The sequence below is a fragment of the Sporosarcina sp. genome, from assembly GCF_029257255.1.
Taxonomy (GTDB): Bacteria; Bacillota; Bacilli; order Bacillales_A; family Planococcaceae; genus Sporosarcina.
Window position 1 is genome coordinate 1 of record NZ_JARICI010000007.1, and the last position, 15,010, is coordinate 15,010.

At 42.9% G+C, this 15,010-nt stretch carries 18 protein-coding genes and 1 pseudogene; 7 read left to right on the top strand and 12 right to left on the bottom strand.

Annotated features, from left to right (window positions below):
- Window positions 1-664 precede the first annotated feature (664 nt).
- Entirely contained in the window at window positions 665-1,918 is a 1,254-nt protein-coding gene (locus Q1J64_RS01715; protein ID WP_301107370.1) for an MBL fold metallo-hydrolase, read from the top strand.
- A 3-nt stretch (window positions 1,919-1,921) separates the two neighbouring features.
- A complete protein-coding gene (locus tag Q1J64_RS01720; RefSeq protein ID WP_301107371.1) occupies window positions 1,922-2,197 on the top strand; it encodes a DUF3006 domain-containing protein in 276 nt (91 codons plus the stop codon).
- Window positions 2,198-2,519: 322 nt separating this feature from the next.
- On the opposite strand, the gene Q1J64_RS01725 is transcribed toward Q1J64_RS01720, so the two are convergent.
- The 3 genes from Q1J64_RS01725 to Q1J64_RS01735 all read right to left on the bottom strand — a co-directional run bounded on the left by Q1J64_RS01725 (window position 2,520) and on the right by Q1J64_RS01735 (window position 6,188).
- On the bottom strand, window positions 2,520-3,650 hold the full coding sequence (locus Q1J64_RS01725; protein ID WP_301107372.1) for a glycerate kinase: 1,131 nt from the start codon (window positions 3,648-3,650) through the stop codon (window positions 2,520-2,522).
- Window positions 3,651-3,674: 24 nt separating this feature from the next.
- Window positions 3,675-4,949, bottom strand: a complete 1,275-nt coding sequence (locus Q1J64_RS01730; protein WP_301107373.1) for a GntP family permease — start codon at window positions 4,947-4,949, stop codon at window positions 3,675-3,677.
- 123 nt (window positions 4,950-5,072) lie between these two features.
- On the bottom strand, window positions 5,073-6,188 hold the full coding sequence (locus Q1J64_RS01735; RefSeq protein ID WP_301107374.1) for a sugar diacid recognition domain-containing protein: 1,116 nt from the start codon (window positions 6,186-6,188) through the stop codon (window positions 5,073-5,075).
- 235 nt (window positions 6,189-6,423) lie between these two features.
- On the opposite strand from Q1J64_RS01735, the gene Q1J64_RS01740 reads away from it, so the two are divergent.
- Window positions 6,424-6,588 carry a hypothetical protein gene (locus tag Q1J64_RS01740; RefSeq protein ID WP_301107375.1) on the top strand — a complete coding sequence of 55 codons (165 nt, stop codon included), beginning with the start codon at window positions 6,424-6,426 and terminating at the stop codon, window positions 6,586-6,588.
- Window positions 6,578-6,901: a hypothetical protein gene (locus Q1J64_RS01745; protein ID WP_367183453.1), complete on the top strand. Its 324-nt coding sequence runs from the start codon at window positions 6,578-6,580 to the stop codon at window positions 6,899-6,901. The genes Q1J64_RS01740 and Q1J64_RS01745 overlap by 11 nt, the downstream gene beginning before the upstream one ends.
- Window positions 6,902-7,011: 110 nt before the next feature.
- Here the strand turns inward: Q1J64_RS01745 and Q1J64_RS01750 are convergent, their stop codons facing one another.
- From Q1J64_RS01750 to Q1J64_RS01760, 3 genes are all read right to left on the bottom strand, one after another.
- The gene (locus Q1J64_RS01750; RefSeq protein ID WP_301107376.1) at window positions 7,012-7,653 is read right to left on the bottom strand and encodes an HD domain-containing protein; all 642 of its coding nucleotides are present in this window, start codon (window positions 7,651-7,653) and stop codon (window positions 7,012-7,014) included.
- A gap of 24 nt (window positions 7,654-7,677) precedes the next feature.
- The gene (locus Q1J64_RS01755) at window positions 7,678-7,809 is read right to left on the bottom strand and encodes a hypothetical protein (protein ID WP_301107377.1); all 132 of its coding nucleotides are present in this window, start codon (window positions 7,807-7,809) and stop codon (window positions 7,678-7,680) included.
- A gap of 85 nt (window positions 7,810-7,894) precedes the next feature.
- Entirely contained in the window at window positions 7,895-8,827 is a 933-nt protein-coding gene (locus Q1J64_RS01760; RefSeq protein WP_301107378.1) for a ketopantoate reductase family protein, read from the bottom strand.
- 162 nt (window positions 8,828-8,989) lie between these two features.
- Between Q1J64_RS01760 and Q1J64_RS01765 the strand changes: the two genes are divergently transcribed.
- Window positions 8,990-9,673 carry a YjgB family protein gene (locus Q1J64_RS01765; RefSeq protein WP_301107379.1) on the top strand — a complete coding sequence of 228 codons (684 nt, stop codon included), beginning with the start codon at window positions 8,990-8,992 and terminating at the stop codon, window positions 9,671-9,673.
- A 140-nt stretch (window positions 9,674-9,813) separates the two neighbouring features.
- Here the strand turns inward: Q1J64_RS01765 and Q1J64_RS01770 are convergent, their stop codons facing one another.
- The 6 genes and pseudogenes from Q1J64_RS01770 to Q1J64_RS01790 form a co-directional block, all read right to left on the bottom strand.
- Entirely contained in the window at window positions 9,814-10,257 is a 444-nt protein-coding gene (locus Q1J64_RS01770; RefSeq protein WP_301107380.1) for a GNAT family N-acetyltransferase, read from the bottom strand.
- A gap of 112 nt (window positions 10,258-10,369) precedes the next feature.
- Window positions 10,370-10,575 (bottom strand): annotated as a pseudogene (locus tag Q1J64_RS16765) (hypothetical protein).
- Between the two features lie 184 nt (window positions 10,576-10,759).
- Window positions 10,760-11,137, bottom strand: coding sequence for a PH domain-containing protein (locus tag Q1J64_RS01775; protein ID WP_301107381.1), 378 nt, complete (start codon window positions 11,135-11,137; stop codon window positions 10,760-10,762).
- 33 nt (window positions 11,138-11,170) lie between these two features.
- Window positions 11,171-11,821 carry a lysoplasmalogenase gene (locus Q1J64_RS01780; RefSeq protein ID WP_301107382.1) on the bottom strand — a complete coding sequence of 217 codons (651 nt, stop codon included), beginning with the start codon at window positions 11,819-11,821 and terminating at the stop codon, window positions 11,171-11,173.
- Window positions 11,822-11,940: 119 nt separating this feature from the next.
- Window positions 11,941-12,657, bottom strand: a complete 717-nt coding sequence (locus tag Q1J64_RS01785) for a GntR family transcriptional regulator (protein WP_301107383.1) — start codon at window positions 12,655-12,657, stop codon at window positions 11,941-11,943.
- 60 nt (window positions 12,658-12,717) lie between these two features.
- On the bottom strand, window positions 12,718-13,332 hold the full coding sequence (locus Q1J64_RS01790) for a sterol desaturase family protein (protein WP_301107384.1): 615 nt from the start codon (window positions 13,330-13,332) through the stop codon (window positions 12,718-12,720).
- 253 nt (window positions 13,333-13,585) lie between these two features.
- Here Q1J64_RS01790 and Q1J64_RS01795 point away from each other — a divergent pair, with 253 nt between their 5' ends.
- Together Q1J64_RS01795 and Q1J64_RS01800 are read left to right on the top strand one after the other, a co-directional pair.
- Window positions 13,586-14,152, top strand: a complete 567-nt coding sequence (locus Q1J64_RS01795) for a helix-turn-helix domain-containing protein (RefSeq protein ID WP_301107385.1) — start codon at window positions 13,586-13,588, stop codon at window positions 14,150-14,152.
- Window positions 14,152-14,979 carry an IS3 family transposase gene (locus Q1J64_RS01800; protein WP_301107386.1) on the top strand — a complete coding sequence of 276 codons (828 nt, stop codon included), beginning with the start codon at window positions 14,152-14,154 and terminating at the stop codon, window positions 14,977-14,979. Before Q1J64_RS01795 ends, Q1J64_RS01800 begins: the two co-directional genes overlap by 1 nt.
- Window positions 14,980-15,010: the final 31 nt, after the last annotated feature.

Below are 15,010 nucleotides of genomic sequence, written 5' to 3' on the forward strand. Positions count from 1 at the left end.
ACATCATAATCCATTTCTTCAACACCCGATCACCCTCCGCATTTACCTGTCATTTTTCACACAACATGAATATATATGATTTACGCAGGTTGAATATGAGTGAATTTCAAAGAAAATTTTTATGATAAATACGGATAGCATATGACCTGTTTCCACACAGATACAAGATACTTACTTATGGAATGCCCTTCTTTCTGCATACTCTACGCATAATGGACAGACATTTATCTTTTTATTATGTTCGTCACAGTAATTTCTGAGATCAGCACTCTTGCGCTTACAGAAATAACAAGCCTTATTAGATCCAGGCATTATTGATGCATATTTTTCTCTAATCTTAGTTAGAATTGACAAAACGACTGCCTCCTTAATTTGCATGTAAATAGGATTACGTTCCTCCCTACACTATGGTTACTTTATTAGGAATTAGAATAATTATTCTATATCAACATCTCTTCATCTTTTTTGATTCATTATCAATCTAATTATAGCAATCATTGGAAATTAATATAGCCTTTATATTCATTATTTTCTCTTTAAAAAGCAAATTCAACTATTATATCTGCGAATCACTTAATTATTGAGAACCCCTTTGCCGCTCTTTCCCAATAAAAATACGAAAAACTGCTATAATATAGGCATTATTTAATTAGGAGGACGCAGAGTGAAGAATAAGTTATGGATCCCGTTCCTTCTCATTTTGTTATTATGGGGCTGCGGTACAGACAATCCTGTGCTGGAGAAGATTAATGAGGCAGAAAGTAAGGCAGCGAAAGAGCAAATTGAGCCAATGCCTGTAAGTCAGTTAAACGAGCCCCATTCATTGTCGGAGGATGGAGATACAGAGTCCGATAAACCGGAAACTGAGCCACTTGCGAATCAAGCTTTGGATGAACTTGCAGTACATTATATTAATGTAGGCCAAGCAGACGCCGCGTTATTGGCTTTCTCTGAAAATGGAGAGCAGTTCCGAATTTTGATTGACGCGGGAAATTGGAACTCGACTGACGCGGTGAGTTATTTGCGCGAACAGCATGTAGATCATCTTGATATCGTCGTCGGAACACATCCTCACGCCGATCACATCGGCCAGATCGATAAAATCATTGAGCAGATCGATGTCGATGAAGTCTGGCTTTCAGGAGACACCGCCAACTCCAAAGTATTCAGCCGGACACTTGACGCAATCGAACTGAACGATGTCGGTTATTACGAACCAAGAGCAGGTGATGTATTTGACGTCGGGCCAATGGTAATTGAAGTCTTTAATCCGGATGAAATCAATGGAAATGTGCACGAAGGATCCATTTCGTTGAAGCTTACATACGGAGATATTTCCTTCCTGTTCACCGGAGATGCCGAAGCGCAAACGGAACAGAAGATGATCAACAGCGGCTATGATTTGAAAGCAGATTTTTTGCAACTCGGGCATCATGGTTCCAAAACATCAACATCCATTCCATTTTTAGAAGCAGTCAATCCAAAAGTGGCAATTATTTCAGCAGGTAAAGACAGCCAATACGGCCACCCACATGAAGAAGTTGTGTCGCGAATAGCAGAGAAAGGCATTGAACTATATGAAACTTCTGTTCACGGATCCATAGTTGTCCTGACGAACGGCAGTTCATTTACAGTTGGCGCGGTCAAAAGCGGTGAAAGTGAAAAGACAGTTGCTGACAAAACTGACGACAGTGATGAAGGGGCAGAAACTTCTCCCCCCGCAGCAAATTGTATAGACATAAACAATGCTTCCTATGAAGAGCTATTGAATATCACACATATCGGTCCCGCGAGAGCAAAGGATTTAATAGAACTTCGCCCATTTCAACGGGTAGAAGATTTGGACAGAATAAATGGAATCGGGCCAGGCCGGATAGCAGATATCCTCGCTGAAGGCGCAGCCTGTACAGGAGGCTAAACAATGCAGCGTGTAGTAACTGGATATATTGACCGCATTGAAGAGGAACGCTTTGCTGTTCTGCTCGTAAAGGATACAGGCGAAGAATTCATCACGGATGTCACCGCTTTACCGGAAAGTGCAAGAGAAGGCGTCTATCTGACGATTACGTTGACGGATGGAGAAATTACGCAATTGGTGATTGACAGGCAGGAAACTGAAGTGATGGAACAAAAAATTGAAGAACAGTTAAAGAAAATTAAATCACGGTCAAAAGGAAGCCGATTTAAACGCGGGTAATGCCTGCAAAATGAATCCTATAAAAAAGCATCTGCTATCCACTGATATAGTGAAGAGCAGATGCTTAATTTGTGTGCTTACTGTTTTTTCATACGTGTTTCATTCAACTGCTGCTTCAGCAAATCCAACTGAGTTTTATGCTGCTGAACATTATCCAGTTGCCCGTTGAACTGCTCCACATTTGCGTACGCATTCTCAGCTGTTTCTATCGAATTACACGCGTGCCTGTGCAAGAAACAAACACGAAAGTTCACTTATTCATGATTGTTTGAATAATCATGAATGTTTAAACAAACACAATTGTTTTTCACACAGGCACCTTTCACCGCATATTCCATAGCGCCGCAACATTTGCAGCTGTACGTTCCACGAAATCTTCCGCCTGTTCCATCGCTTCTTCCAATGAAACCGGACCAGGCACGATGCTGAACAGCGCATCGATTCCATGCGCATGAACCGCGCGGCTGTCAGGGGCGACATTGCCGGCCAGTGCGATGACAGGAACATGAAAACGCTTCGCTGTCTTCGCCACCCCGACCGGTGTTTTGCCGAAAATTGTCTGGCCGTCAATCCTACCTTCCCCCGTGATGACAAGATCTGCATCCCGTACAATATCCGCAAGCCCTGCTGCTTCAATCACGATATCAATTCCCCGTTTCAGTTCACATGAAGTAAACGCCAGCAAGCCGCCGCCGAGTCCGCCCGCCGCACCTGCACCCGGTACGTTATCAATATCCTTGTGAAGATCACGATGAATCACTTCGGCATAATGCATCAGATTCCGGTCCAGCATCGCAATTTTCTCAGCATCTGCGCCTTTTTGCGGCCCAAAAATAGCAGAGGCGCCCATTTCTCCTGTCAACGGATTTTCTACATCACAGGCCACTTCGATCCTGCAATTTTGGATACGGGATTCCATTCCTGACAAATCAATAGAAGCGAGGTCACTAAGTGCGCCTCCTCCTTCTCCTATCCGTGCACCGTTTTCATCCAACAGCAAAACACCGAGTGCGTCTGCCATTCCGGCTCCGCCGTCGTTCGTTGCGCTGCCGCCAAGTCCCATAATAATCTGTTCTGCGCCATGATCCAGCGCAGCGAGGAGCAGCTCTCCTGTTCCCCGGCTCGTCGTTACCAGTGGATCGCGTCTCTCAGCAGGCACAAGATGCAGACCGGAAGCTGCAGCCATTTCAATCACGGCCGTTTTTCCGTCACCTAGTATGCCAAAAAAAGCTTCAACAGGTTGGCCGATAGGACCTGTGACGGTCTGCCAAATAATTTCACCCTGTGTCGCATCGACAAGTGACTGAACCGTACCTTCTCCTCCATCCGCCATTGGCAATTTCACATATTCAGCATCTGGCAACACACTGCGAAATCCTTTTTCCACCGCTTCCGCCACTTCAAGTGCGGATAAACTTTCCTTAAAAGAATCCGGCGCTATGACTATTTTCATCGGTCTGCCTCCTCTTTACTGATTTTATCCGAATATCTGGAATACGCCATAAACCAGTGTAGATACAACGGCAAGTGTTAAGCCGACAAGTGTTTCATACGGCATGACTTTCAGACGTTCCTTGATTTCCATATTCACACTTCCACCCGTTGCATGAAAAAAGCTCCCGTGAGGCAAGTGATCCAGCACAGTAGCCCCCGCATGCATCATCGCGGCGCCCGCTAGTGCAGAAACGCCCATTTCCAGCAGCGTTCCGCCAAATACCTGGCTCGCCACAGCAGTTCCCGCAGTTGTAGAAGCTGTTGCCGCCGACATGAAAATACCGGAAACTGGTGCCAGAATATAACCCGGCAGACCAAGCATGTTCAGTGAGTCGATCAGCACATCTTTCAATCCTGAATTTGCAATGATGCCGGCAAGTGTTCCGGTACCGAGCAGCATGATCGCCACGCCCGACATTTTACCAAGACCCGCCATCGCGTATTCATTTACCTGTCTGATACGCCCCATAATCAGCGCGCCAGCAATTCCTCCAATAGGCAGGGCGATCATCGGATCAATCGCGATGTCAAATAACGGACGAAGTGCCAATAAGATAATTGTGACGAGTGGTGCAATCAGTGCGGCAGAAAAAGCCGGTAGTTTTGATTGATTGTGAAGCTGCACTTCCTCGGGCAGTACTGCAGTTCCTTTAGCCACGAGTCTTTTCGCTATGATATATGTAACCGCGACACCGAAAACTGCAGGAATGATTCCCGCAGCCATGACAGACGTCAGCGGGATATTAAATGCGTCTGATGCGGCGATTGCGTTGGGATTCGGCGACATAATATTACCTGCCTTCCCTCCTCCAATCATCGCAAGCAAGATCGCCGTTTTTGAGATAGCCGCTCTTTTAGCAATTGCAAGCGCAATCGGTGCAACCGTTATAACCGCCACATCGACGAACACACCGACAGCGGTCAGAATCATGGTCGCAAGTGCAAGGGCGAGCAGCGCACGGGTTTCTCCGACTTTCTTAATAATCGTCTCCGCGATAACCGCTGCAGCCCCGGATTCAATGAGCACACCGGCAAGCACACCAGCCGCCAGAATCCGCAGAACCGCAGGGATGATATTCTTTGCCCCGTCCATCATCAGTGTAACTGTATTCGTAATATCCACACCACCGACTAGACCGCCGATCAACGCACCGGCAATCATTCCATAGGCGGGTGAGACTTTCTTGAGTATGAGTATGATCGCCACTACCAAAGCCACAATGGCTCCTAAAGCGCTTACTTGTATTTGAGCATCCACTGGTAACTCCTCCTCCAAAAGTGATTACCAAACAATTGTAAGCGTTTTCCGCAGTTATTACATTGTCCATTTTGGTAAAGTATAGCCGAATATACTTGATGTTTTTTGTGCATTTGCACAATTCTACTTCATGCGATATTGCAGAACTGAAAAAGTCAATTCCAGCAAATCCCCCACTTTACGCGGATCTTTTCCTGTAATTTCAGTGATCCGGTCCAGCCGGTAGCGCAGCGTATTCCGGTGAATGAAAAGAGCAGCCGAGGTTTTGCCCGCATCGCCGTCATGCTCTATGTAGAGGGTCAGCGTTTCCAATAGTTCGCCATTTCTCGCGTGATCGCCAAGCTGCTTGCCGTAAGGTCCGATTTCATCCGACAGACCGAGCTTTCGTGCTTTTTCCAGAAACACGGGGAGTCTGTACTCTTCATGATAATAAAGCCTGCGGTCCGGATGAAGTTTTTCGCCAACTATCAAACTGTTGACTGCCTGATCATATGATACTGCCGCACCTTCAAGCCCCAATTGGTATGTTCCGGCTGCAAGCTTCCAGAAACCTTCCGTCGCAATCTCGGCAGCCCATTGTTCCAGCTCTCTCAAATACGCCTTCTCCTGCCAACCGTCAGTGGTATTTTCCACTTTCTTTAAGAAGATAAGACGGTCAGGATGCAGTACAGCCAGATCATCTTTCCCGCGTTTTCCGAGAATATGTGCATACGCATTTGTTTCATTATCAGCCAGTAAAATAACAACAGCTCTCGGAATATCCAGATTGATGCCGAGACGGACAGCCCGTTCAGAAAAAAGCGGATCCGATGCAGCCGTTCCTTGCAGAAGACGCGTGACCATTTCTTCTTTCAGTCGCTCATCCCAGCGGATTTCCTCTGCCAGCGCCGCCTGCTGCAGAATCAGCTCAGCAGCCATTTTGACCAGCTCGCCATAATTCCTGATTTCATCGGGATTGCCGGTTATGCCGATTACACCGACAATCTCCCCGTTGAATCTGATAGGAAGATTTATTCCCGCTTTCACACCGTGCAGTCTTTCCGCATCCTGTTCACTAATCTCAAAATCTTCCTGCCTATCAATGACCGTAACCGCGCCTTCATGAATCGTTTGGATTCTTTTCTTGTCACCCGAGCTGATGATCATCCCTTTATCATTCATGACATTGATGTTCCGGTTGATTATTTTCATTGTGCGTTCCGTTATATCATTTGCAAGCAAAGAATTCAGCGTCTGCATATTTCCACCCCTTGTATATTCATGCCTGTGTAAGAAACAAACACGAAAGTTCACTTATTCATGATTGTTTAAACAAACACAATTGTTTCTCACACAGGCACCACGCATCCCAGGCACCACGCATCCTTCATTCTACCAAGTATCTTCTAGTAAATAAATTCTGTTGGAATCAGCTGTGGAATTACTTTTAATGACCATACTTACAAGAGAGTACACGTAAAGGAGACATACTGAAATGAATGCGCTTGAAAACACCCTATCTATTTTCGCGCTGGGCGGGATCAATGAAATCGGGAAGAATATGTATGTACTGCAATATGAAGACGATCTATTTGTCATTGACTGCGGTTCCAAGTTTCGCGACGAAAACCTGCTGGGCATTGATTTGAGTGGATATTAATACGACGGAAGCAAGACAGACACGCAGAGTCCATGCCGGCCGAGTATTTGTAAACGGATTGGGTGTTGGAGATGTCGCCAGTGTTAGAGATGTCGCCAGTGTAGTATTGCGCGACCGCCGGGTTCTGTCAGAAGAAGGCATGCTGGTCATTCTCATTACAGTGAGTAAGACAGATGGTCAACTTATTTCTGAACCCGATACGATATCACGTGGTTTTGTCTATCAGCGGGATGCACAGGAACTAATTAAAGAAGTAAATGAAGCTGTCACGACAACGGTCAATAATCTAGCAGAACGAAAAGAAGGCCAATGATTCTACCTTTTATCATTGAAATGTAAACATCAAATCATGATTTTGTATACATTTGCTATCGGAGTGGAAAAACTGTAATCCACTCTACTTTGCTTATGCAGCCGGATTTTTCAATTCCTGCATTCTCCAATAATCCACTTTGTAATATCATTTAACTCTTCATGCTCAGTAAATTGCTCACTCAGCATATCCGTAATAATATTTTCCATAAAATATTCCACACAGTTCATATCTTGATACAACAGAATGGTCCGCAACGCTTCTTCGTATATTTCTAAAAACAGCGGCTCGGGATTTCCCTTTTGAATCTCACCGAATGATTCATACAGTAAATCGATTTTGTCCGCAACGGCTAAAATACGGCCCTCCAGTGTCTCGTCTTTGCCTTCTTTAAATCGCTCCAGATAAATCTCCTGATACTCAGATGGAATTTCCTTTTCCACAAAGTTTCTTGTCATTTCTTCTTCCACTTCACTGAACAGCTGCTTCAGCTCTTTCGAAGCATATTTTACAGGGGTCTTGATATCACCGGTAAAAAGTTCCGCGTAATCATGATTCAGCGCCTTTTCATATAAAGCTCGCCAATCTACTTCCTGCCCGCATTGCTCTTCGACCGTCCCAAGAAATTGAGAGATTTTCGCCACTTTAAATGAATGACTGGCCACGGAATGCTCCTGGTATTTAAATTTCCCCGGACACCTAATAATCTGCTCCAGATCTGACAAGCTTTTAAAATAATGATGCATACCCATCCTGCCCATCCCCTTTCTATCGTTTCACAAGCTATCCTTTATCTTTTCCCTATTCTGATTAAAGTATGCCGGTAAAGCAATGGACATTTCTTTCACAGTCCCCATTTTCGTAGAACAAGGTGCCTGTGCAGCAAAAGATTCTGAATCCTTCGTCACACAGGCACCTCTTATTATTCTTGGCATCTAGCAAACGCTGTCCCCTCTTTCTCCACGGAAGCAAGATTTTCTTTTTATCCATCGCTCAGCCTCTTTTTACATTCCCGATATCTTCCATCACTTCAATCAACCGAACAAGCTGTTTATTCACGGGCACAAGCACACCATACTGATCGCCTTTTTCACAAACTACTCCACCCAAAAATTCTACTTCCGTCTTTCTCCCCGCCTCGATATCTTGCAGCATGGATGTCTTTCCATTCGGTGAAAGATTGTGTAAAATAGGCCAAAATGATTTCACATCTTGCTCAGAAAGATTTACGCCTGTTCGTTGGGAAAGGGCAACGACTTCACGCATTGCATCCTCTACCAAACGATAGGCGCTCGGAGTTGATTGAAACACGCCGTATGGTGCGCGTAAAATTGCGGAAGTCTGGTTAATGCCGACATTAATCATAAACTTCCACCACATCGTATGTAATATATTTTCAGGAATTTTATATTGAATACCAGACCGATCAAATAATTCTTTCACCGCCAGCACATCTTCGTTCATAGAGATATCCTTGCCCCCGAATTCAATTCTGCCTAATGTACTGAAAGTTGTTTCATTGCCTTGCCGGACTGCATCAATTTCTACACTGATACTGTGAAGGATATGTTCATTTTGGAAAGCCGAATAAATTTCATCCTCACTTGAGATTCCGTTTAATAACGAAAGTATGATCGTATTAGGACCAATAGAATTTTTGACGTCCTTTATAGCCTGCGGAAGTTCAGCATTTTTCACCGCAAATAATACGAGATCAGTAGACTCCGAAATTGTATCAGGAGTCGTATAATGAAAGGTTTGAATTTCACCGTTCACTAGAATTCCATCTTTTTTATATCTTTTAATACGCTCCTCATCAGCAACCACTCTGAACGAATCTCCCAGTGCGGCGTGCAGTCGGCTGCCATAAGCAGCACCAATGGCTCCCAGCCCTATTAATGAAACAGTCTCAATTTTCCTCATCATAATTTACCACTCTTTCCTTTTAGTGTAGTATAATTCATCTATGCTAAAGAGGGCCAATGCACGATACTGTTTCTCACATAGGAACCTCATCTGGTATGGAATGTTTACTCTTATTGTTAGAAGGGAAAAATACTGAATAACGCAGCGAAAGGAGAGAACTTCATGAAAAAACTACAATCCGCAGCCGGCATAATCCTGCTGTCCTCAATATTTTCGGGGTGCTCACAACCTGAAGACAGCGACCCATCCGTTAGAAATGAAACCACACATACTGAAACAACAGAGGAATCCAAATCCAAATCTGAGTCTGGTAATGAAATACCTGTTAAACCTGAAGAACATCCTGCAAAAACAGAGGAAAGCACAGATACCCCTCCTTCTGACATTTCAGTAGAAGAGGAACAGCAACAAATGGCGCTGGATATGCTGGATGAATTAACGAAAGACGCAAAAGAAGGCAAAATATACAGACCTGGCGATGAATGGACAATTGGTCATACAACGCGTAAGGAGATTCATCAGACAATCGGCAAACCAGAAGAAATCGAGGGAGCGTTTGAGCATTACCACGGCTCAATGGGAAATCCTTCTGTCGCTTTCAAATTTGATGGCAACGGTGTTTTGGAAGAATCCCGCTACTTTGGAACAAATGTTGAACGACAGACCAACCTGGGTGGCATTACAGAAAAAGAGTTGCAAGAACAATTAGGTACACCTGCTGATACCCGTTTGATTCAGACAACTGGTGAAACGAACATCATTTATCACCTAAATCACTATGAACTGCAATTTGTTATGGGAAAAGACGGAAAAGCGGATCATGTCAATTTGAAAAAGTTGGATTGATTTCAGCCTTACCAAGCAATCATCGAAGTATTCCTTTGTCTTAATTTTCGCGATACTCGCAGAAATTAAGACACCTCTCAGGTCTTCGCTATTTAATGCTTTCAGAAAATCTGCATTCATCAAAGATAGGTTAAATGTTATTACGTTAAACTTAATTCATAATGATAAAACTGTGTATCTCGAACATATCCATTTTTTTCATATAACTTTTGAGCAGCGTAGTTATCTGGTGCTGTCTCCAAAATAATACTTTTTGCATCTGTTTTAAGAGCATAATTTCTCGCCTCATGTAAAAGCATTTGTCCTATTCCTAGTTTTCGGGCTTCTTGATTAACAAACATATCATTCAGTATCCAAGACTTTTTCATCGAAATTGATGAAAAAATGGGATAAAGTTGTGTGAAGCCCACGTACCTTTGATTGTTCTTAACAACAAATAGTACAGATTCTTCATTTTCCAGACGTTCTTTTATGTATTTCTTAGCACCTTCTACATCTGATGGTTGCTTATAAAATATACGGTATGAATTAAATAAATTTGATACACCTTCTAAATCCTCAATCGTAGCTTGATATGTTTCCATTTCAAATCCCCCTATACGTCTTTACTGATATATTTTGTACCTCGGTTCGATAAAATTATTGCCCACACGGCCACGTTACTAGCCATAAGTCCATCTTCGAAAACTCAACTTTTTAGAAATAAATAGTAAACAACCTTCCCCAAACTGCATCTCCCGCCATCCTCAAAATAACAGGTTTAGGTAAAATCTGTTTACTCCCCATAATTCCCTCACTTTTTATCATTACAGCGATCTTCATTTCCATACTTTTTTCATAGAAACAAGAACAACAAATCCGATTACGATGAAACCAACAGTTATCCAAAGCAATAAATCCATTTTTCACACATCATCTCTATGAATTTCTTTCTAAACTAGCTACATAGTTAATACATTGATATGTGATTTTGAGCGTAAGGATGTTTTACCTGAGGTTAATTCATTGAAAAGTGCCCGTGTACGAAACGAATCGTGTTGATTTAGCACGACTTCATGTTTCTCGCACAGGCACCTCTTTTATCCCTTATAAACATACAGCCGCTAATATCTTTTGTATATCATAAATGCTGCTGTCCTTCTTGAACTGCTTATCGACCATAGGTTCTGTTGCGCTGGACACCCAAATTTTTAATTCTGCATCCAAATCAAATGTGCCGGCTGTTTCTACACTGAAATGTGAAATGCTCTTATACGGAATGGTGTGATATTCAATCTTCTTTCCTGTCATTCCCTGTTTATCGACGAGAATAAGACGTTTCTCCGTAAATACCATAAGATCACGGAAAACCTTAAACGCCGCCTCCACCTCTTCATCTGCAATCAAAATGGATTCCAGGTCTTTTTCCACTTTCTTCACGTCCATTGTTGATGCATTCCCCAGCAATGAATCCAAAAACCCCATTTAAATTCCTCCTTATCTATTACAATTCTAGTTTCAACACAATCCTCCTTGTTTTCTTACCCGTTTCTTACTACAAATACTCGCTGCGATGAAAATCTGGGCGGCATAGTAGGTAATCATTACAAGTGCTTCTCGTGCCGGCAGCGGTGTGACGAACCGGTCAATCGCAAGGAAAGAGTCAGAGCAGATAAACAGCAACGCGCCGGTAATGGCAAGCGGCATTCTTGTCCTGACGGCTTCCCAGCCCATTATTAATATAATCAGGATATAAGCGACGATTGCCGCCCCGAGAATCACTTCCCCTTTCGCAATCTGAGGCCAGGCAATCCAAAAAACCATAAAGAGTCCGTACAAGAGTAGAGGGACTGCGACTGGTAAAGGCACAGGCTTGCGTCTTTCTGTCCGGAACGCCTGAATATAAAGAATGTGCGCAACAAAAAACGTGACAAGTCCGGCCATGAACCAATAGATCACTCCGTCAGCAATCATCGAAACAGTCAGGCCGGCTACAATAATACGCTTATAAAGCGGAGAAACGATGGAATCCGTCATCACCCCATACAAGATAATCAGCATCATTGGAACCAGTTTCAGAGCGATTTTCAAGCCGATAGGTTCTTCTGGAATGAAAAAGATATAAATGAACCCCGTCAGGATAATCAGACCCACTAAAATTTTTCGCAATCAACTCAGCTCCCTTACTCCAAATGACAAAATCATGCTAAATACATCTACCACGAAAACTGCTGCAATCAACAGACTAAACGCAAAAACACTGAACATTCCCCGCAAAGCATAACCGCTTATAATATGTCATCGTACTTGAACTTCACGCCGATTTTTTCAGATGAGGATAACTGGCTTTCCCATAACGCATGACTTTTTTCCATTATGGCGTATGCGAGCTTTTCCGCCTGCCCGTGATCTCCTTTTAGTGCAGCATCCATTAATTTCTTATAGTAGCTTAATGAGGCTTCGCGCCGGAATGAACTTTCAAAATACTTTTCCGCGATTTTTATAAAAGCCCGATCGAAGCTATTGAGCACAAGCGAAAAAAGAGGATTTTCTGATAATCTGGCCAGCTCTTTCTGTACCTTCCAGTCATATAACGAATACGCTTCAGGCGTATCCTCTAACTCATTACTCTCCGAAAGCAGCCCCACAACTTTTGGATAATTGAGCTGAACCGCTTTTTTCACATAACGGGGCGTCACAGCAATGCGCATCTCCAGAAAATAGAGGACGAACGCATCAGGTACTTGATCAAAGTACTCGATAATATCGACGATTGTCATGCTGTTACCTCCGTACCAATAATCATTGACGACAGCTCGGTGTCCTTTTTTTAGTGTCAGCCAGCCACCGTGGCTCAGACGCTGCAAAACTTCCCTCACGGCAGGACGCCCGATTTGATACACTGCGGCTAATTCTCTTTCTGTCTCCAGTTGACTTCCCGCGGGATACTCTCCCTGAAGAATTGCTTTAATCAATTCTTTTTCAACACTCATTGTTCGATTCATTGCAACATCTCCTTTGCTTGCGCACGATACAGCAGTTCATGAAGCGCAGTTACCTTCCACTCATATGCGATTCTCTAAATTCTTGGCTGTCTCACTTTTTTCGACGAGCTTCTGATCTTTATACGTTCCAAACGTTTTATCTACAGAAGTATGCGTTACACCAAACCAGTAGTTTTCATTTTTAAAATGATGCCAGAGATGAGCTTTCTTAATCCTCCTCCCCATTGCTGTCCGCGGCTGAACGGGCCGGTGTGCAATGTAATGCTTCCATTCATAATACAAAAAGTAGACCACGATTCCGGCTAGATAAGCAATCATTAATTGGAGGCTGTTCGTAATGGAGTAGAAAATTGCAGCAAAGAAGGAGAAGCCCGGCAAACTGAACCAAATCGGCAGGAATAACAGTTTCAAGTCATTCGGATCAGCATGGTGATCAAAGTGTAAGCGCTTTATCCATTTCAGTAAAAAAGGATTCTGCGGCGTTTTCATATGAAATAAAAATCGGTGGATGACATACTCACTCAGTGCATAGGTAGCCATTCCAATAAAAAAGGCAATCCACGTGCCAATGTAGAGACCATGTAAAAAAGTATAGACCATTAGCGGAATAAATAAAATAAGCATGAATGTGATATCTGGAAACGTTATAAACTCTTTGACATATTTCGTATTCATCGACATTCCTCCTGTCAGTTAGTAACATCACATGCAATTCCTAATGAGGAGAAGCAAAAACTTGGTAAGACCATATTTGATTTTGGTTTTACCTAATTGTATGGTATTCAGAAAATATAGTCAACTACACTTTATAAAAGCACGGTAACTAAATACACTCCAATTAAAAACACAAAAACTCTGCCAGTTTGCAAACCATGATGTGCACCCCAAAAGTTAGAGTTATAAAATCTAACTTTTGGGGTGTTTTATTTTGGCTAAGTATAGTAATGAGTTTAAGATGATGATTATTCATGAATATCTCGATGGGAAATCAGGATATAAGACATTGGCCAGAAAATATGGTGTAAAGGCTGACACGCAAATTAGAAATTGGGTGAAATCATACGAGAAGTATGGTGTTAAGGGAGTGTTTAGAAAGAAAAATAATGAAGTTTACTCTGTTCAATTCAAGCTCGATGTACTAAGCTTTATGAAAAGGACAGGTGCTTCTTTATATGAAACAGCACTTCACTTTGGATTAACGAATCCACCGATGATCTCTTCATGGAACAAGAAATTCCTTGAAGGCGGTGCAGAAGCCCTGGACCAACCGAGAGGACGGCCGCCCATGTCTGATAAAGCAAAGAACGTCAAAAGCACAAGGACTGCTTTAGAGAAGGAAATGACACGTGAACAGAAATTAGAAAGAGAGAATGAACTTCTGCGTCTAGAGGTGGCGTACCTAAAAAAGTTAAAAGCTTTTCAGATGGATCCAGACAGCTATCTCGAAAAGCACAGGCAGCGTTATCATTCGAACTCAAAGAAGAATTCCGACTGATTGATGTGCTTCAAATTGTAGGAATTCCGGAATCTTCTTATCACTATCATGTCAAACGGTGGAAGTCAGAAAACCCCAATCAGAAGATGGAGGAAACAATCCAGTCTATTTTTAATGAGCACAATGGCAATTATGGGTATCGTAGAATTCACTTAGAGTTAAAAAATCGTGGGATCCGAGTGAATCACAAAAAGGTGCAGCGAATTATGCGTAAGTTGGGATTAAAAGGTACGAAATTCATTCGAAAATCACGCCGCTATAGTTCTTACAAAGGCACCATCGGTACAGTGGCAAAGAACCGAGTGAACCGACGCTTTAACACGCCTATTCCGTATCAAAAACTCACTACAGACATTACGGAGTTTAAGTGTGCAGATGGACGTAAACTTTATCTTAGTCCGATGATGGATATGTATAATGGAGAGATTCTTTCCCACGGTATCAGTATGCATCCTACCCTTGATTTTGTGATGAAGCCGTTAGAAGAAGCACTTGATATCGTGAAAGACGCAACATATCGCACGACCATCCACTCGGATCAAGGCTGGCACTATCAACATTCACATTGGGTCACTACACTAAAAGAACATCACGTGTTCCAGAGCATGTCCCGAAAGGGAAACTGTCTAGACAATTCTCCCATGGAAAATTTCTTTGGCCTATTGAAGCAAGAAATGTATTATGGAGAACCGCTCCGTACGTACGAAGAACTGGAACAAGCGATTAAGACGTATATTCATTATTACAACAACAAACGTATCAAACAGAAATTGGCTGGCATGAGTCCGGTACAATACCGTCTACACACCAGCCAACTAGCTGCGTAATATAAAACTCTAACTTTTAGGGGTCACTACA

Coding starts and splice junctions, on each gene's coding strand:
- Q1J64_RS01785 (WP_301107383.1), bottom strand. CDS start 12,657: ATGAATCGAACAATGAGTGTTGAAAAAGAATTGATTAAAGCAATTCTT.
- Q1J64_RS01790 (WP_301107384.1), bottom strand. CDS start 13,332: ATGAATACGAAATATGTCAAAGAGTTTATAACGTTTCCAGATATCACA.
- Q1J64_RS01735 (WP_301107374.1), bottom strand. CDS start 6,188: ATGCAGACGCTGAATTCTTTGCTTGCAAATGATATAACGGAACGCACA.
- Q1J64_RS01740 (WP_301107375.1), top strand. CDS start 6,424: ATGAATGCGCTTGAAAACACCCTATCTATTTTCGCGCTGGGCGGGATC.
- Q1J64_RS01760 (WP_301107378.1), bottom strand. CDS start 8,827: ATGATGAGGAAAATTGAGACTGTTTCATTAATAGGGCTGGGAGCCATT.
- Q1J64_RS01765 (WP_301107379.1), top strand. CDS start 8,990: ATGAAAAAACTACAATCCGCAGCCGGCATAATCCTGCTGTCCTCAATA.
- Q1J64_RS01775 (WP_301107381.1), bottom strand. CDS start 11,137: ATGGGGTTTTTGGATTCATTGCTGGGGAATGCATCAACAATGGACGTG.
- Q1J64_RS01770 (WP_301107380.1), bottom strand. CDS start 10,257: ATGGAAACATATCAAGCTACGATTGAGGATTTAGAAGGTGTATCAAAT.
- Q1J64_RS01720 (WP_301107371.1), top strand. CDS start 1,922: ATGCAGCGTGTAGTAACTGGATATATTGACCGCATTGAAGAGGAACGC.
- Q1J64_RS01750 (WP_301107376.1), bottom strand. CDS start 7,653: ATGGGTATGCATCATTATTTTAAAAGCTTGTCAGATCTGGAGCAGATT.
- Q1J64_RS01725 (WP_301107372.1), bottom strand. CDS start 3,650: ATGAAAATAGTCATAGCGCCGGATTCTTTTAAGGAAAGTTTATCCGCA.